Annotated in this window: 16 protein-coding genes and 1 tRNA gene; 9 read left to right on the top strand and 8 right to left on the bottom strand. The window is 63.1% G+C overall.

Annotation, left to right across the window (positions count from 1 at the left end; all coding sequences use genetic code 11):
- The first annotated feature begins 1 nt into the window (after position 1).
- The 3 genes from K9F62_17245 to thiD are packed head-to-tail and all read left to right on the top strand — an operon-like array spanning position 2 to position 4,043.
- Positions 2-2,194 carry an ATP-dependent RecD-like DNA helicase gene (locus K9F62_17245; protein UJX40426.1) on the top strand — a complete coding sequence of 731 codons (2,193 nt, stop codon included), beginning with the start codon at positions 2-4 and terminating at the stop codon, positions 2,192-2,194.
- A 48-nt stretch (positions 2,195-2,242) separates the two neighbouring features.
- Positions 2,243-3,217, top strand: coding sequence for a flippase-like domain-containing protein (locus K9F62_17240; GenBank protein ID UJX40425.1), 975 nt, complete (start codon positions 2,243-2,245; stop codon positions 3,215-3,217).
- Between the two features lies 1 nt (position 3,218).
- Complete coding sequence (gene thiD, locus K9F62_17235) at positions 3,219-4,043, top strand: bifunctional hydroxymethylpyrimidine kinase/phosphomethylpyrimidine kinase (protein UJX40424.1); 825 nt, start codon at positions 3,219-3,221, stop codon at positions 4,041-4,043.
- Positions 4,044-4,260: 217 nt separating this feature from the next.
- Here the strand turns inward: thiD and K9F62_17230 are convergent, their stop codons facing one another.
- The 8 genes from K9F62_17230 to K9F62_17195 form a co-directional block, all read right to left on the bottom strand.
- A complete protein-coding gene (locus tag K9F62_17230) occupies positions 4,261-4,755 on the bottom strand; it encodes a hypothetical protein (protein UJX40423.1) in 495 nt (164 codons plus the stop codon).
- Between the two features lie 117 nt (positions 4,756-4,872).
- On the bottom strand, positions 4,873-5,382 hold the full coding sequence (locus K9F62_17225; GenBank protein UJX40422.1) for a hypothetical protein: 510 nt from the start codon (positions 5,380-5,382) through the stop codon (positions 4,873-4,875).
- 281 nt (positions 5,383-5,663) lie between these two features.
- A complete protein-coding gene (locus K9F62_17220; GenBank protein UJX40421.1) occupies positions 5,664-6,749 on the bottom strand; it encodes a nitronate monooxygenase in 1,086 nt (361 codons plus the stop codon).
- Positions 6,750-7,097: 348 nt separating this feature from the next.
- Positions 7,098-7,934, bottom strand: coding sequence for a tRNA glutamyl-Q(34) synthetase GluQRS (gene gluQRS, locus K9F62_17215; GenBank protein UJX40420.1), 837 nt, complete (start codon positions 7,932-7,934; stop codon positions 7,098-7,100).
- Positions 7,935-8,235: 301 nt separating this feature from the next.
- Positions 8,236-8,329: transfer RNA gene (locus tag K9F62_17210), tRNA-Ser, on the bottom strand.
- Between the two features lie 66 nt (positions 8,330-8,395).
- Positions 8,396-8,941, bottom strand: a complete 546-nt coding sequence (tadA, locus tag K9F62_17205; protein UJX40419.1) for a tRNA adenosine(34) deaminase TadA — start codon at positions 8,939-8,941, stop codon at positions 8,396-8,398.
- A 60-nt stretch (positions 8,942-9,001) separates the two neighbouring features.
- Complete coding sequence (locus tag K9F62_17200; protein ID UJX40418.1) at positions 9,002-9,361, bottom strand: cupin domain-containing protein; 360 nt, start codon at positions 9,359-9,361, stop codon at positions 9,002-9,004.
- 57 nt (positions 9,362-9,418) lie between these two features.
- Positions 9,419-10,234, bottom strand: a complete 816-nt coding sequence (locus K9F62_17195) for a phosphoribosylformylglycinamidine synthase subunit PurQ (GenBank protein ID UJX40417.1) — start codon at positions 10,232-10,234, stop codon at positions 9,419-9,421.
- Positions 10,235-10,415: 181 nt separating this feature from the next.
- Here K9F62_17195 and K9F62_17190 point away from each other — a divergent pair, with 181 nt between their 5' ends.
- The 6 genes from K9F62_17190 (at position 10,416) to rapZ (ending at position 16,431) form a co-directional block, all read left to right on the top strand.
- On the top strand, positions 10,416-12,050 hold the full coding sequence (locus K9F62_17190) for a CTP synthase (protein ID UJX40416.1): 1,635 nt from the start codon (positions 10,416-10,418) through the stop codon (positions 12,048-12,050).
- A 257-nt stretch (positions 12,051-12,307) separates the two neighbouring features.
- The gene (locus tag K9F62_17185) at positions 12,308-12,850 is read left to right on the top strand and encodes an HAD-IIIA family hydrolase (GenBank protein ID UJX40415.1); all 543 of its coding nucleotides are present in this window, start codon (positions 12,308-12,310) and stop codon (positions 12,848-12,850) included.
- 117 nt (positions 12,851-12,967) lie between these two features.
- A complete protein-coding gene (gene rpoN, locus K9F62_17180) occupies positions 12,968-14,404 on the top strand; it encodes an RNA polymerase factor sigma-54 (GenBank protein UJX40414.1) in 1,437 nt (478 codons plus the stop codon).
- Positions 14,405-14,453: 49 nt separating this feature from the next.
- The gene (raiA, locus tag K9F62_17175) at positions 14,454-15,002 is read left to right on the top strand and encodes a ribosome-associated translation inhibitor RaiA (GenBank protein UJX40413.1); all 549 of its coding nucleotides are present in this window, start codon (positions 14,454-14,456) and stop codon (positions 15,000-15,002) included.
- On the top strand, positions 15,003-15,455 hold the full coding sequence (locus K9F62_17170) for a PTS sugar transporter subunit IIA (GenBank protein UJX40412.1): 453 nt from the start codon (positions 15,003-15,005) through the stop codon (positions 15,453-15,455).
- An 88-nt stretch (positions 15,456-15,543) separates the two neighbouring features.
- Positions 15,544-16,431, top strand: a complete 888-nt coding sequence (rapZ, locus tag K9F62_17165; protein UJX40411.1) for an RNase adapter RapZ — start codon at positions 15,544-15,546, stop codon at positions 16,429-16,431.
- Positions 16,432-16,504 lie beyond the last annotated feature (73 nt).

Raw genomic sequence — 16,504 nt, 5'->3', positions numbered from 1 at the left:
CATGGCCGACGCGGCGCCAACCAGCGAACTTTCGGCGGAAGTGCAGTCCGTCACCTTCTTCAGCGAAGAGACGAATTACCTTATCGCCCGGGTCAAGGCCAAGGACGAGCCGGGGCCTTTTTCCATCGTCGGCAACATCGGCCCGGTGACACCCGGCGAGATGCTGCGCGTGACCGGCTCCTGGGTCACCCATCCCAAATACGGCCGCCAGTTCCTGGTGACCGTGGCCGCCCGCGAGATGCCCGCCACCGTAAACGGCATCCGGCGCTACCTCGCCTCGGGCATGATCAAGGGCGTCGGCGGGGTACTGGCCACGCGCATGGTCGACGCCTTCGGCGAGAAGGTGCTCGAAATCCTCGACACCGCACCCGAGAAGCTTTTGACCGTGGAGGGCGTGGGCAAAAAAAAGCTCAAGGAGATCGTGGCTTCCTGGCAGGCCCAGCACGAAGTGCGGTCGCTCATGCTTTTCCTCCAGACCCACGAGATCGCGACAACCCACGCCGGCAAGATTTTCAAGCTCTACGGCAATGACGCCGAGACGCGCATCCGGGCCAATCCCTACGAGCTGGCCTACGAGATTCGCGGCATCGCCTTCAAGACCGCCGACAACATGGCCCTGCGCCTGGGCTTTGCCCCGGACAGCCCCGAGCGCATCCAGGCCGCCCTGGTCTACGTCCTTTTTTCCATGGGCGATCAGGGGCATCTGTTCGTCCCACGCGACCTGCTTTTCGAAAAAACCGCGACTATGGTCGGCGACGTGTCCCCGGAGCGCCTGGACGAGGCGCTTGCCTCCCTGGAGGCGCTCAAGCGCATCAAAATCGAGCCCATGCCGGACCGCAACATCGAGGCCGCCGTATATCTGCGCCATTATTACGCCCTGGAAGTGGAAATCGCCCGGCGTCTTCACGAGCTGGCCACCCATCCCGGAGCGGAGCTGCGGGGCAAGGTGGAAAAGATCCTGCCGGCCCTGGAATCCGAGGCGCGGCTCCAGCTTTCCCCGGAGCAACGACAGGCGGCCGTGGACGCCTGCGCCGAAAAGGTCTTCGTCATCACCGGCGGCCCGGGCACGGGCAAGACCACCATCACCCGCATGGTGGTGGCCGCCCTTGACAAGTTGTCCTTAAAAGTCAAACTTGCCGCGCCGACGGGCCGGGCGGCCAAGCGGCTTTCCGAGGCCACCGGCGTGCCGGCCGCGACCCTGCATCGGCTGTTGCAGTCGGCCCCGGACGGCACGTTCGCCTTGTGCGAGGACAACAAGCTCAAAACCGACGTGCTGCTGGTGGACGAGGCCAGCATGCTCGACGCCAGGCTTTGCGCCCATATGCTGCGCGCCCTGCCGTTTACGGCCCGGCTGATCCTGGTCGGCGACGCGGACCAGTTGCCGTCGGTCGGGGCCGGCAACGTGCTCGAGGACATCCTGGCCAGCCAGGCCGTGGGCAGCGCCCGGCTAACCCATATTTTCCGTCAGGCCCAGCAAAGCATGATCGTTGTCAACGCCCACCGCATCAACCAGGGCCAGTTTCCGCAGACAGCGCCCAAGCCGGCCCCTGAGGCGGATTTTTTCTGGGTGGAGATGGACGAACCGGCCATGGTGCGGGACATGATCGCGACGCTTGTCTGCGATCGCATCCCCTGCGTCTACGGGCTCGACCCCATGCGCGACGTCCAGGTGCTTTCGCCCATGCACAAGGGCGAAGCCGGGACACAGTCGCTCAACGAGGCCCTGCGCGGGCGCCTGAACCCCAAGGGGCCGGAACTGGTGCGCGGCACGACGCATTACCGGCTGCACGACCGGGTGCTGCAAACCAAGAACGACTACGAAAAGGACGTTTTCAACGGCGATATGGGACACATCGTGGAAGTCGACGCGTCCGAGGGCGAACTGCTGGTGTCCTTTGACGGCCGCAGTGTCGCCTATGACCGCAGCGAGCTGGACGAGCTGGCCCCGGCCTACGCCATCAGCATCCATAAGTCCCAGGGCAGCGAATACCCGGCCGTGGTCGTACCGATCCTCACTCAGCATTACGTCATGTTGCGCCGCAACCTCATCTACACCGCCCTGACGCGGGCCAGGCGCCTGGCCGTCATCGTTGGCAGCCGGCGGGCGCTCAATCTGGGGCTCAAAAACGCCGGCGGCGATGCCCGTTTCACCCATCTCAACTACCGGCTTCGGGAGCTTTTCAATGCAGCATGATACCAACAAGACCGGCCGCGTGCCGGATACGGCAGGGAGCGGTCCGCGATGCTCGTGAAAAAGGCCGCCAGCCTGGTCATTCGGCTCATCCTTGTCGGCGGATGCCTCGTTTACGCTTTCTGGGGCATTGATTTCGCACAGCTTTGGGCCACGCTCGTCCAGTACGACGACATGGCCCTCCTTTGGACCACGATCTTTTCCTTTATCGGCTACGGGGTCATGGCCTTGCGCCTGAACTTCCTTTCCGGGTTCAAGGCTGGCAACTGGCTGTGCTTCAAGGCCTTTCTCATGTCCATGGCGGTCAACAACATCGTGCCGGCCAAGCTCGGCGAGTTGGCCAAGGCGTTTTACCTGCGCCGGGAATGCCACTTTTCCCTGTCGCGCAGCATCACCATGGTCTTCTGGGAACGCTTTTTCGACCTCAACGCCATCCTGGCCATGGGCTTGGTCGTGGCCGTCCATTTCAAGCTCAAGATGGCCTTCGTGCCCCTGGCTGTCGGCGTCGGCGGCATCTGGGCCGCCTTGTGGGTGGTGCGGACTTTCCCCGATTTCGTGGGACGCCTCATCGACAAGATGCCGTCCAACCGGCTGGCCGAGTTTCTGGCCGAACTCAAGCTGCAAGTCCTGCACGGCGTCACCCCGGCCTTCATGCTGGTCCTTGGGCTTTATACGGCCGTGTGCTGGGCTTTTTACGCCAGCACCACCTTCCTGGTCCTTTTGTGGGTGGCGGGGCTGCCCCTTTCCTGGGGCCATGCGGCGGCCGTCTTTGTCATCTCCTCGCTCGGCATGGCCATGCCGTCCTCGCCCGGAGCGATCGGGGTGTTCGAGGCGGCGGTGGTTTTTTCGCTCGGCCTTTTCGGCATGGACCGCTCGCAAGCCCTGGCGGCCGGGCTGGTGCTGCACATGGTGCAGTATATCCCCATCACCGTCACCGGGCTGATGGTTTTGGCCAAAAGCGGTCTGTCCCTGCGCAAAATCCGGGAGAGCGAGGACTCCCTGGAAGACGCGGAGGAGGCGGCATAACATGCGGCCGCCCTGCGTACTGACGATCGCCGGCTCGGACAGCGGCGGCGGGGCCGGCATCCAGGCCGACCTCAAGACCATCATGATGCAGGGGGCTTACGGCCTTTCGGTCATAACCGCCCTGACCGCCCAGAATACGCGCGGCGTCACGGCCATCGAAGCGCCCACCCCCGGTTTCGTGGCCGAGCAGTTGCGCGTGGTCATGGCTGATTTTCCCATCCGGGCGGCCAAGACGGGCATGCTTTTTTCCGAGCCCATCATCGAGGCCGTGGCCGACGGGCTTTCCGGCAAGGATTTTCCCCTGGTGGTCGACCCCGTGTGCGTGGCCCAGTCCGGAGCCCGGCTCCTCTTGCCCGAGGCGGTCGCGGCGCTGGCGGCGCGCATCCTGCCCCTGGCCGACCTGCTTACCCCCAACCGCCACGAGGCCGCGCTCTTGGCCGGCATGCCTATCGACAACCCGGCGGACGTCCGGGAGGCAGCTAACCGGCTGCTGACAAAGGGCGTCAAGGCGGTGCTCATCAAGGGCGGCCATTTTTCCCCGGCCGGAAAGGATGGGGAGGCGCGGGTGACGGATCTGCTCGCCACGTGCCAGGGCACGGTCCGGGAATACGTCCGGCCCCACGTCACGACCCACAATACCCACGGCACGGGTTGCACCCTGTCCGCGGCCATCGCCGCCCACCTCGCCCTGGGCAAGCCCCTTGGCGAGGCCGTGGAAGCCGCCCGGGACTATCTGCAACTTGCCCTTGAAACGGCCTGGGACCTTGGCGGCGGCGACGGCCCGGTCAATCATCTGGCTCCGTACCAGCGCCTTCGCGGCATCTGACCATCCCGGCCTTCGGACCGCTTCCAGGCGGTGGTGGGTGCGGGCGTCCCGTCGGCGACGTCTTGTGTCTTTGGCGACGCGCCGAACCCTTTCTTCGAATCAATTCCAAAATCCGGCCCGGGAAAACCGCAGCGTCTTGTTGCGGCAGCGCGGGTACAGGTAGTTTCCTTCCAGCAGGCGAAGCACCGTGCCGTCCGGCAGATGCCACTCCCCCGAACTAGTGCACGATGGCAAAATCGGCCAGCAACCTGGGGATGAGCGGATCGAAGAGGGCTTTTTCGCCGGGCGGATAGGTGAAACTGATGGTAAAAAACGTATCCCCGGACTGGATCGTCTTGCGATAGAAGATGTTCTTGCCGGCAAAGCCGGAAACGACAAACCAGTCCTTGCGCAGCACCTTGTAGGTCGGCTGAAATCCCGGTTCGCGCAGGCAGGTTTCGAAAACCGCGGGAAGTGATTCGTTTAAGACATTGAACCCGGCATAGACGCGCATCTCGCCCTGTCCGCCCCTGGCGCGAAAGACCTGGCCGTCGCCGGCGTCGGACTCGCCTTGGGGAATGAAACGGTCGGCGGGGTAGGTGATGGCGAAACCGTATTTGCTGTTGGAATAGGACCGTGTCTGCCCGGGAGTGGCCTGGGCACGGGCAGGCAACAGCGTGACGGCGACAAGAAGCGCCAGGCCAAGGACGCGTTTTGCGTGATATCCCGACATAACCGCACCTCCTTGGCCATGCCCGCATCGTGAGGTCACGGCCGGTGACCGCAGCCTGTCCGACGTGAAGGCGGGAAGCCGCGTATGGGCGCGACGGGCATCCTGCCGTGAGCGGCGCTACCCTTTGGGCTTGCCGTGCGGCTTGATGGGGCCCATCTCGATTTTAAGGCCATCCGCGCCCAAATTGAGTGACACGCCCTGACTGGTGGAGCGCAGTTTCAAGATGACGCCATTGGAATTTTCGAGCCATTGCACGCCCTTGCCCTGGACAACGGTGAGGCCGGCGCGGGCTTGAAAAAACGCGCCCGGAAAGTCTTCCAGACGCTTGAGGCGGTAGACTTCTCCGATAGCGGTGATCTTCGACACGCCCAGGCTGCCGACGCCCAGGCCGCCGACCTTGAAAGGATAGGTGCGTCCTTTGAAGGTCACTGTTCCCCTGCCGCCGGTGGCGCTCAGTATGAACCCGCCTTGGCCGACCTGCATGGAAATATAGGCACTGGGCCGGCCAAGATCATCCGCCAGGATGGTTTGAGGCGTGAGCGCGCCAATAAGGAGAAGAACTGCGGAAAAAACGGCTGCCGCGCTCAAGGCGCGTCGGGGAAAAGGGAAAAGAGGAAAGCGCACCATACGAACACCCTTGTTTGCGGTTGGGGAGACAAGCGGGAGAATCGTATGTGCAGCCATACGCCTGATTGAGCGAATTTATCAAGGGTGTGCGAGGCAACCAACGTATCCGGTCGTGCCACACCGGCAGGGACATCGCGGCCTTGGGCCGAATGGGGAACGCTCACCGACCCTGCGGTACGGCACCGTCTGGCGCCTCGGAACCGCTTCAAATGGAGCGCCTATACAAAAAGGGCGGGGCGGCCTAACCCGCACCGCCCTTTTTCTACTTCTTGGCCGTGATCTTACATCGCCGCCGCTTCGGCCTGCGCATACTGCGTGGCCAGCTCATCGAAAAGCTCGGCCACGGGCATGATGCGATCCACGCGCCAAGCATTCTTGCCGGCGAAGGCGAAGCCGTATTTGAGGCGGCCTTTTTGCGCGTTGGCCAGGGCCAGGGTGATGCAGTAAGGGGCTTTTTGGTGATCGCAGGAGAGGATGCAGCGATACGGACAGGAGGGGGGCTTTTTGTCGCCGTGCGCGGCACTTTTCAGAAAGTCGTTGCGGATGGCCCGCCCGGGCATCCCAACCGGGCTTTTGATGATCATCAAGTCCTCTTCGCGGGCGTCGATGTAGCTTTGCTTGAAACGCTCGTCGGCGTCACATTCGTCGGTGGCTACAAAGCGGGTTCCCATCTGGACGCCGGACGCGCCAAGTTTGATGAAGCGGTGGATGTCGGCGCCGGTGTACACACCGCCGGCGGCGATGACCGGTATGGGCAGGCCGTTCGGCGCGGTGTAGGGGGCAAGTCCGGTGACGACCTCGGACACGAGGTTCTCCAGGAGAAAGGCTGGATCATCGATCTGTTCGGCTTTGAACCCCAGGTGCCCACCGGCCATGGGGCCTTCCACCACGAACCCGTCCGGGGTGCGGCCAAAACGCGACAACCATTTTCGGCACAGGATGATGGCGGCCCGGGCCGAGGAAACGATGGGCACGAGTTTGGTCTTGGAGCCTTCGGTCAGGTGGGAGGGGAGATCGAGAGGCAGGCCGGCTCCGGAAAAAATGACGTCGACATTTTCCCTGATGGCTGTTTTGACCAGTTCGGCGAAGTTGGCCATGGCCACCATGATATTGATGCCGAGGGCTCCGGTGGTTTTGGCGCGGACGGCCCGGATTTCTCGGGTAAGGGCCCGGTTGTTGGCTTCGATATAATTGGAAGCGAAATCCGGCTCATTCATGCCGATGCCCGCCGCTGAAATAACACCGAGGCCGCCGGAAGCGGCCACGGCGGAAGCCAGGCCGGAGAGTGAAATCCCGACGCCCATGCCCCCCTGGATGATAGCCATGGGGAGGAACAAGTCACCGATGGTTAAGGAAGGAAACGACAAAGAAACTCCACGCGGTTAAATGGCGAACGCAATTCCTCGTAGCCAAGAGGGTCCCGCCTGGAGGCGAGTGCCCAGTGGGGGGATCAAGGCGCGGGGAAAGAGACAACTTGGTAGAACGCTTGGAGGGACCTTTGCGCGTCAGGGGCTCCGCATTCGTGCTCGGGGCTTCCAGGTGCGTCTTTTTTTTCAATACTGGAATTGTACTTTCCCGTCAAATTTTATCATACTTGGACAGCGTGGTTTTGGCAATACACCAGCGTTTGTCCTGCCTGCGCCGAAAACTCCCCTCCCGAGGATTCCCTCTATGCCCGGCGAGGCGTTTCAGCGGCGCGTTGCGACAGTACGCCTTCAAAGAGGAAAGCGGGGAAAGCCGGCCATCTCGCGCACCGCAGCCGGTGTTTTTCCGGCTTCACGCAGGGCGCGCAGCGTCAGGGACTTGTCGCGCTTGGCATAGCGGCGGCCCGTCGCATCGCGCAAAAGCGGATGATGGCGGTAACGGGGCGTCGGCAGATCCAACAGAGCCTGCAACAGACGATGGATATCCGTGGCCGCGAACAAGTCCTCGCCTCGGGTGACAAGGGTGACACCCTGCAAGGCGTCGTCGACCGTGACACTGAGATGGTAGCTTGTCAAAACGTCCTTGCGGGCCAGCACGACATCGCCAAAACGGGCTGGGGCGGCCCGTATTTCCCCCCGCGCCGCGTCGTTCCAGGTCAGTTCGCCCGCCTGGGCGCAGGCCCGGGCCATGTCCAGCCGCCAGACGCAGGGGCGCGTTCGGGCAAGCGCCGCGCGGTCGGATTCGGACAGGTTGCGGCAGGTGCCCGGATAAATGGGGCCGACGTCGTCGTTTTCCTGGGGTGCGGCGAGTTCCCCGATTTCGCGGCGCGTGCAAAAGCAGGGATACATGAGGCCCCTTGCGCGAAGAAGGTCAAGCGCCGCCGCGTAATCCGCCATATGCGCGGACTGGACTCGCACGGGCTCCTCCCAGGTCAGCCCCAGCCAGTGCAAATCGTCGAGCATCGCCTGGGCGTAGGCCGGCTTGCAGCGCACGGGGTCGATGTCCTCGATGCGCAGCAAGAAACGTCCGCCGGCTTCCCGCGCCGCGCAAAAGGCGGTGAGCGCCGAAAAGGCGTGCCCCAGGTGCAGAAAACCGGTGGGGCTCGGCGCGAAACGGGTGACAGTCATATTATATGCGTCCGGCGAGACGCGGGACCACGGAGGAACACGTTTCGAGAGCGGGGCAAGGACGCCGGAATACACCGAGAGTATCCGAACAGTTTGCTTGAAAGAATTAGGGGAATCTTCACTTCGATGAGGTGGGGCAAAATTCACTCAATAACGGCGTCAGGCCAGATTTTGCCCCGTTTTTGCCCCAAACGTGTCTCGGCTGTCAATGAAACGCAAAGAGCTCATTGGAAGAAATGAGCCCAAAAAAACAAGCCCCGAAGGGGTGTTGGAACCTGCGGGGCTTGATTAGAAGCTGTAATGGCGGAGAGGGTGGGATTCGAACCCACGTGCCGGTTATTAGCCGACAACCCGATTTCGAGTCGGGCCCGTTACGACCACTTCGGTACCTCTCCGCTCGTCAAGGAAAGACGTGCAACGAATTTAGAAAAATACACCCCTTGGGTGATCTTGGCAAGCGTTTATTCGCTGTCTTTGCCAGCCGACTGGCTGCGTCGCTCCCGGAAGAAGTCCCGCAACAGCCCGCCGCAGCTGTCCTTAAGCACCCCGGACACCACATCGAAGCGGTGGTTGAAAAAAGGCAGGTCCGGACCGGGCAGCATCGAGGCGATGGCTCCGGTGCGCGGGTCGGAGGCCCCGTAGACGAGCAGGCCCACCCGGGCGTGGATCATGGCCCCCAGGCACATGACGCACGGCTCCAGGGTCACGACCATAATCGAGCCCGGCAGACGGTAATTGCCGACGTGGGCCGCGGCCTGGCGCAGGACCAGGATCTCGGCGTGGGCCGTCGGGTCGTGGCGCGTAATGGGCGCATTGCCGGCCGCGCCGAGCAGTTCGCCCGCCGCCGAGAGCACCACCGCGCCGACCGGCGCTTCGCCCTGGGCGGCCGCTTCCCGGGCTTTTTCCAGGGCAAGCGCCATCACCGCCTCGAAGCTGTCCCAGCCCGGCGGGGCAGGGGGCGTGTCGACAACGCCGGCGGCAAATCGACGGGCCGGTTGCAGGGCCATGGAATTCCTCTCTGGGCAGAGGCGCACGGGTGGCGCACGCTCCGGTAAAACGGCAGGGGCTCAAATACGCGCCAACGTGGCCCGGGTCTTTTCCGTCACGACATTGCCGGTATTCAGTGTCCCTTTGGGCTCGATGAGCATGACCCGGACTTCCTGCCGCGCCTCGGGGCAGTGGTCCATCCCCTTGGGGATGACGATGAGCTCCCCTGGGCCGAGGTCGATGGAGCGGTCTCGGAAATGGATGGTCAACCGGCCGGCCACCACGAAAAACAGTTCGTCTTCATTTTCGTGGTGGTGCCAGTCGAAGGTCCCTTTGAGCTTGGCCAGCTTGATGTGGGCGTCGTTACATTCCCCGATGATTTTCGGGTCCCAGTAGCCGTCGAAAAGTCCGAACTTTTCCGCAAGATTGATTTTGTCCATGGTGCCTCCGCCCGAATGAGGCGCAAAACGCGCGCTGGGGCGTAACCGCGTGCCGGCTTACTCGGCCGAAGCGCGCAGATGGGCCACGGCGTTTTCGAACAGCACGGTGCCGAGCATGGGGTGTTCGCCCCGGGTATAGCCCGGATGGTTGGTGGGGTGGTTGAAGGCCTCGGGATGGGGCATGAGTCCCAGAATGCGCCCGGAGGGGTCGGTCAGGCCGGCGATGGCGTGGGGCGAACCGTTGGGGTTGGCCGGGTATTCCATGGTGGCCGCGCCCGAGGCCGGGTCGGCGTAGGTCAGGGCCACGGCCCCGGTGCGCACGAGGTCGTCGAGCACGGCCGGGGACATGGGCACGAGCTTGCCTTCGCCGTGGCGCACGGGCAGATCCAGGCGCACGACGCCCCGGGTGAACACGCAGGGGCTGGCCGGATTGGCGGCGAGCGTCACCCATCGGTCCTCGAACCGGGCCGAGTCGTTGTTGGCCAGGCTCACCTGCCGGGCGAAATAGTCGCCGCCAAGGGCCGGCAGCAGCCCGAGCTTGACCAGCAGCTGAAATCCGTTGCAGATGCCGAGGATGAGTCCGCCGGCTTCGAAAAAAGTTTTCAATTGTCCAAGCAGCGATTCGCCGGCCGCGGTTTGGGCGTGTTTCCAACGCACTGCGGCGGCTTGGGCCGCGCCCAGATCGTCGCCGTCGAGAAACCCGCCTGGAAAAATCAGAAAATTATAGGCGTCGATCCGCGTCCGGCCGGCGATGATGTCGGAGAAGAAGACGATGTCCGTGACGTCGGAACCGGCCATGCGCGCGGCATGAGCCGATTCCACTTCGCAGTTGGTGCCGTAACCGGTGATCACGAGGGTGCGCACCTGCGCCATAGGGGTCCTCCAGGGGGTTCCTTGAAAAATTGCGCCCAAAGGCTTACTTTGCGCGGCTGAACATAAGGGGCCGCCCCGACCGCGTCAACCGGACCCGCGTGAGGGGGCCGGAATGTTTCGGCGCGGGCCGCCGGGTCCGCCGGCGCGGCTCAAACAGCACACATCAAGGACGGCATCAGCAATGAAGACCAAATTTATTTTCGTTACGGGGGGGGTGCTGTCCTCCCTGGGCAAGGGGCTGGCCGCCGCCTCCATTGGGGCGCTGCTCCAGGCCCGGGGGCTTAAGGTCACCATCCAAAAGCTCGATCCCTACATCAACGTCGATCCCGGCACCATGAACCCCTTCCAGCACGGCGAGGTGTACGTCACCGACGACGGGGCCGAAACCGACCTCGACCTCGGGCATTACGAGCGCTTTCTCGGCGTGCCCATGAGCCAGAACAACAACTACACCTCGGGCCGGGTCTATTTCAGCGTCATCCAGAAGGAGCGCCGGGGCGACTATCTGGGCGGCACGGTGCAGGTGATCCCGCACATCACCGACGAGATCAAGCGGGCCATCCTCGGCGTCGCCGGCGACGAGGACGTGGCCATCATCGAGATCGGCGGCACGGTGGGCGACATCGAGGGCCAGCCGTTTCTGGAGGCCATCCGCCAGCTGCGCATGGACCTCGGCCGGGAAAACGTCCTTTATATCCATCTGACGCTCGTGCCGTATTTGCGCGTGGCCGGCGAGGTGAAGACCAAGCCCACCCAGCACAGCGTCAAGGAACTGCGCTCCATAGGCATTCAGCCCGACATCATCATCTGCCGCAGCGAAGTGGACCTGACGCGGGACCTCAAGGAAAAGATAGCGCTTTTTTGCGACGTGGACGCCGACGCCGTGTTTACGGCCGTGGACGTGAAGGACATCTACGAGCTGCCGCTCAATCTCTACAACGAAGGCGTGGACCAGAAGATCGCCATACTGCTGCGCCTGCCCGCGAAAAACGCCGACCTGGGCGCCTGGCGCGCCATGGTCCACCGCCTGGACAACCCCGCCGGCACGGTGTCCATCGCCATCGTCGGCAAGTACGTGGACCTCAAGGAGGCATACAAGAGCCTGCACGAGGCGCTGGTGCACGCGGGCGGCCTCGCCGGCGTGTCGATTCGTTTCGTGTACGTCAATTCCGAGGACGTCACCCGGGAAAACGCGGCCGGGCATTTTAAGGGCATCGACGGCATCCTGGTCCCGGGCGGCTTCGGCTCGCGCGGGGTCGAGGGCAAGATCGCGGCCATCGAATACGCGCGTGTCCAGGGCATCCCCTTTTTCGGCATTTGTCTCGGCATGCAGTGCGCGGTCATCGAATACGCCCGCCACGTGCTGGGGCTTGCCGGAGCCAATTCCGAGGAATTCGACCTGACCACCAGCGATCCCGTCATCTACCTCATGCGGGAATGGTACGACTTCCGCACGAAAAAAATCGAACGCCGCGACCCTTCCTGCGACAAGGGCGGCACCATGCGCCTGGGCGCGTACCCCTGCGTGGTCAAGCCCGACACCAACGCCGCCGAGGCCTACGGCGCCGGCGAGATTTCCGAGCGCCATCGCCATCGCTACGAGTTCAACAAGGCCTACGCCGCCGCGTTCGAAGAGAGCGGAATGGTTTTAAGCGGCCTGTCCCCGGACGGGGAACTTGTGGAAATGGTGGAGCTGCCCGAGCATCCCTGGTTCCTCGGCTGCCAGTTCCATCCGGAATTCAAAAGCAGCCCCATGAAGCCCCATCCGCTCTTTCGGGAGTTCGTGATGGCGGCCAAGCGCCAGCAGGGGAAGTAAGCCGCGCGTGCGCCTCCGGCGGCCAGAGGGAAACTTTTTTCAAAAAGTTTCCCTCTGGACTCCCTTCAAAAACTTTCAAAGGGGAATCCCGGTTGTGGTCCTGGCGGATGGTAACCGCCAAGGACGCCTTGTTTGCCGCGCGGGGAGGCTTGCGTTTTTCGGTGCGGCCCGCCTGGACCGACCGGCAAACAAAGCAAAACGGGCGGATTGGCTTGGCCAGGCCCGGGCGCCAGGGAAAAAAACAGAGGAGGCGCGATGTGACGCACGACGCCACGCTTGCCGCGTCCAGGGCCGGGGATATCGCCCTGCTCGTGCTGGATGTGGACGGGGTTCTGACCGACGGCGGGCTCTACGTCGACGGCCGGGGGGAGATCGCCAAGCGGTTTCATGCCCAGGACGGGCTCGGCATCAAGGCGGCCCAGATCGCCGGCATCGCCGTGGCGGTCATAAGCGGCCTGGACAGCCCGGCCGTGGCCGCCCGCATAAAAGAGCTCGGCATCGCCGAATACCATCCCGGCCATTACCGCAAGGTGCCGATTCTGCGCGCCATATGGGAGCGTACCGGCATCACTCCGGGGCAAACGGCCTACCTCGGCGACGACTGGGTGGACGCCGGCCCCATGGGGCTTGTCGGCCTGCCCATGGCCGTGGCCGACGCCCAACCGGAAATTGCCGACCTCGCCCTTTGGATGACGACCCGGAACGGCGGGCAGGGCGCGGTGCGCGAGGCCATCCGGTTTATCCTGAACGCTTCCGGACGGCTTGCGGCCGCGTACGACTGGTTCCTGCGGGAACGGTAAGACGGGCGGATTGCCACGATCCTTTGATTGTGGCATGTTTTTTGTTGGGCGGGGGCCGGACACGCGCCGGACACCGCCGACACGAAAACCCATAAAAAAGCGCGTACGGCGGTAGACATGGCCCTGGAACTGCGACAGCAGCTCAAATTGTCCCAGCAGTTGGTGATGACTCCCCAACTGCAGCAAGCCATCAAGCTCCTGCAGCTGTCCCGGCTGGAGCTCCTGGAGAGCGTGCAGCAGGAACTTCTGGAAAATCCCCTTCTCGAGGAATCCATAGACGAAGATCGGCAGCCCGAATCCACGATGGCCGAGGACAACCTCGGTCCAAGCGGCGACAGCAGCGAAGTGGCCATGGAAAAGGAGCTGCTGAAAAACGCCGAGTGGGACGACTACCTCGGCGATTTCGCCAGCACCGGCCGGCAAGCCCAGTCCCGCGAATCCGAAATCCCCGAGGAGGGCATGGCCTTCGACGCAAGGCTTGCCTCCAAGCCCTCCCTGGAAGGGCATATCGGCTGGCAGATGCGCCTGTCCAATTTTACGCCGAAGCAACTCGAGATCGGCGAGACCATCGTCGGCAGCCTCAATTCCTCGGGCTATCTCTGCGCCTCCCTCGAGGAGCTGGCCCAGATGGCCACCACGAGCGTCGAGGCGGTGGAGGAGGTGCTGCACCGTCTCCAGCGCTTCGATCCGGTGGGCGTGGCCGCCCGCACCCCCAGCGAATGCCTGCTGACCCAGATCGAGGTCTTCGGCTACGAGGACACCATCCTTATCGAGCTCGTGCGCGACCACCTCGAGGACCTGGAAAAAAAGCGCTACAAGCCGCTGGCCAAAAAATTTCACATCACCATGGAGAAGCTCAAGGAATACCTGGAGCTGATCCAGACGCTCAATCCCATGCCCGGGGCCAGCTATGGTTCGGGCGACCCCATCTATGTGAGCCCCGACGCCTTTGTCTACAAGTACGGCGAGGACTTCGTCATACTGTTAAACGAAGAGGGCATGCCCCGGCTCAACGTCAACATGACCTACATGGAAGGGCTCAATCCGAAGGCGGACAAGGATAAGGATTACCTGCAAGACAAGATGCGCTCGGCCATGTGGCTGATGAAAAGCCTTTATCAGCGCCAGCGCACGCTCTACAAGGTCCTGGAGAGCATACTCAAGTTCCAGCGGGAGTTTTTCGAGCACGGCGTGACGCGGCTGCGGCCGTTGATCCTGAAAGACGTGGCCGACGACATCAGCATGCACGAATCCACGGTCAGCCGCATCACGTCCAACAAATACGTGGCCACGCCTCACGGCATTTACGAACTGAAGTTTTTTTTCAACAGTTCCCTGGACCTCGACGACGGTGGGACGGTAGGGTCGGAATCGGTTAAGGCCATGATCAAGCGCATCATCGCCGGCGAGAACGCCAAGAAACCCATCAGCGACGAGGCCATTGCCGACATGCTCAAGGAAGAGCTGCAAATCAACATCGCCCGCCGTACCGTGGCCAAATATCGCACGGCCATGGGCATCGAATCCTCGTCCAAGCGCAAGGAAATTTTCTGATGCTTCGGGCCGGGACCCCGGCTCAATACCATGCCACCCGGAGGACTATATGAACATTACCTTTAATTTCAAGAACTTCGAGCCCTCGGATCATTTGCGCGACTACGCCCGCAAGCGTTTTGAGAAGCTCGCCAAATATACCGTCGCCACCGACGCCTCGGAGTTGCAGGTCAATTTGGCCGTGGAAAAAACCCGCCAGATGGCCGACGTCATCTTCCTGGCCGACAACATGCACATCTCGGCCCACGAAGCCTCCGAGGACATGTACTCCACCATCGACTTGATCCTTGACAAAGTCGAGGCGCAGGCCAAGAAGTTCCGCGAGAAGCAAAAGGACCGCCGCCGCCAGAAGGCCGAGGTCGTCCATACCCAGGTCATCAGCATCAGCGAGGATGCCGCCGGGGCGCGGACGCCCACCATCGTCCAGACCGACGACTACGAGCCCAAGCCCATGGCCGTGGAAGAGGCGGCCATGCAGCTTGAAAGCCTCAAATACGAGTTCATGGTGTTCATCAACTCCGAAACCGACCGGCCCAATGTCATCTACCGTCTGCGCAACGGCGACTTCGGCCTCATTGATCCTGGAACGGGAGCATAAATGCGTCTTGAGGATTATCTCCAACCCGATTTCGTCATCGGGGAACTTGTGTCCGAGTCCAAACCCGACGTGCTGGCCGAACTGATCGCCCCGATGAAGGCCAGATGGCCCGATTTCGACGATGTCCGGGCGCGCCAGGTGCTGCTTGACCGGGAGAACCTCGGCACCACGGGGATCGGCGACGGCGTCGCCATTCCCCATGGCAAGATGGAGAACCTCGAGCAGATCGTCATTGTCGTCGGCCGCAGCCTCAAGGGCGTCAACTTCGATGCGCTGGATTTCAAGCCCTGCCGCATCTTCTTTCTCGTCCTTGCCCCGGAGCACGTGGCGGGCCTGCACCTGCGCATCCTGGCCCACATCTCCCGCCTGCTGTCCGACGAATCCTTCCGGCACGCCTTCATGAGCGCCGAAAACGACGCCGCCCTGTGGCAGGTGCTCACGGCCGCCGCCTGAAGCAACACGAAACGTCACCTCCCCGCGCACCGGCCGTCGCGCCGGCGCGCGGGGAGTGTGTCATATCGGGGCCGGGGGGCCATGCGCCATGGAAGACACGCCTGCGGAACTGACCATCGTCATCCTGACCGGGCTCTCAGGGTCCGGCAAGTCCACCGCCTTGCGGGTCTTCGAGGACCTGGGCTTTTTTTGTGTGGACGGGTTGCCCGTCAGTCTCGTGCCCAAACTCATCGGCCTTTTCGAAGTGAAGGGCGGCCAGCGCTACAAGGGGCTGGCGCTCGGCATGGACGTGCGCCAGGCCGACATGGACACTGACTGGGGGGCGACGCTGGCCCAGGTCAAAGGCGCGGCGGCAGCCTTGCAGATCATTTTCCTCGAGGCCGACACCCAGGAAATCATCCGCCGCTACGCCACCACGCGCCGGCCGCATCCCCTGGAAAGCGAATCGCGGGGCCTGGAGCAGGCCGTGCTCGAGGAACGCACCCGCATGACCCCGCTTCGGGACGCGGCCGACATGGTGCTCGACACCACCGATTTTTCCATCCACGACCTGCGCCGCAAGCTCCAGGAAAAATGGGCCTCCATCCGGGTCTCCACCGGCACGCTCAAGGTCCACGTCATGAGCTTCGGCTTCAAGTACGGGCCGCCGTCCGAGGCGGACATGGTCTTCGACCTGCGTTTTTTGCCCAATCCCTATTTCGACAAGGCGTTGCGGGAAAAGACCGGGAAGGACGCGCCCGTGCGCGACTATGTCCTGGCCGAGGATCCGGGCCGGGAATTTCTCTCCCGGCTGACCGCTTTCCTGCTCTACCTCCTGCCGCTGTACGCCAGGGAAGGGCGTTACCGCCTGACCATCGCCTTCGGCTGCACCGGGGGGCGGCATCGTTCCGTGGCCGTGGCCGAGTCTGTCTTTGACACCTTGTCCAAGGCTGGATACAATCTTTCTCTTGAGCATCGGCATATCGAACGCGGATGATCCGGCGTGCGGCGGCAAGGCCGCACGCGCCGGCAAACCGGAAGAAGCCGATGCGGCAGGCCGCTGTTGCGGC

This window comes from Desulfovibrio sp. JY, from assembly GCA_021730285.1.
Lineage (GTDB): Bacteria > Desulfobacterota > Desulfovibrionia > Desulfovibrionales > Desulfovibrionaceae > Solidesulfovibrio.
This window is presented reverse-complemented; position numbering and strand designations above follow the sequence as displayed.

Bases quoted from the DNA above. Each gene is read 5' to 3' on its own strand.
- K9F62_17230 (UJX40423.1), bottom strand. From the start codon at position 4,755: ATGTCGGGATATCACGCAAAACGCGTCCTTGGCCTGGCGCTTCTTGTC.
- K9F62_17200 (UJX40418.1), bottom strand. From the start codon at position 9,361: ATGGACAAAATCAATCTTGCGGAAAAGTTCGGACTTTTCGACGGCTAC.
- K9F62_17240 (UJX40425.1), top strand. From the start codon at position 2,243: ATGCTCGTGAAAAAGGCCGCCAGCCTGGTCATTCGGCTCATCCTTGTC.
- K9F62_17225 (UJX40422.1), bottom strand. From the start codon at position 5,382: ATGGTGCGCTTTCCTCTTTTCCCTTTTCCCCGACGCGCCTTGAGCGCG.
- gluQRS (UJX40420.1), bottom strand. From the start codon at position 7,934: ATGACTGTCACCCGTTTCGCGCCGAGCCCCACCGGTTTTCTGCACCTG.
- rapZ (UJX40411.1), top strand. From the start codon at position 15,544: ATGGAAGACACGCCTGCGGAACTGACCATCGTCATCCTGACCGGGCTC.
- tadA (UJX40419.1), bottom strand. From the start codon at position 8,941: ATGGCCCTGCAACCGGCCCGTCGATTTGCCGCCGGCGTTGTCGACACG.
- K9F62_17190 (UJX40416.1), top strand. From the start codon at position 10,416: ATGAAGACCAAATTTATTTTCGTTACGGGGGGGGTGCTGTCCTCCCTG.
- K9F62_17245 (UJX40426.1), top strand. From the start codon at position 2: ATGGCCGACGCGGCGCCAACCAGCGAACTTTCGGCGGAAGTGCAGTCC.
- thiD (UJX40424.1), top strand. From the start codon at position 3,219: ATGCGGCCGCCCTGCGTACTGACGATCGCCGGCTCGGACAGCGGCGGC.
- raiA (UJX40413.1), top strand. From the start codon at position 14,454: ATGAACATTACCTTTAATTTCAAGAACTTCGAGCCCTCGGATCATTTG.
- rpoN (UJX40414.1), top strand. From the start codon at position 12,968: ATGGCCCTGGAACTGCGACAGCAGCTCAAATTGTCCCAGCAGTTGGTG.
- K9F62_17170 (UJX40412.1), top strand. From the start codon at position 15,003: ATGCGTCTTGAGGATTATCTCCAACCCGATTTCGTCATCGGGGAACTT.
- K9F62_17195 (UJX40417.1), bottom strand. From the start codon at position 10,234: ATGGCGCAGGTGCGCACCCTCGTGATCACCGGTTACGGCACCAACTGC.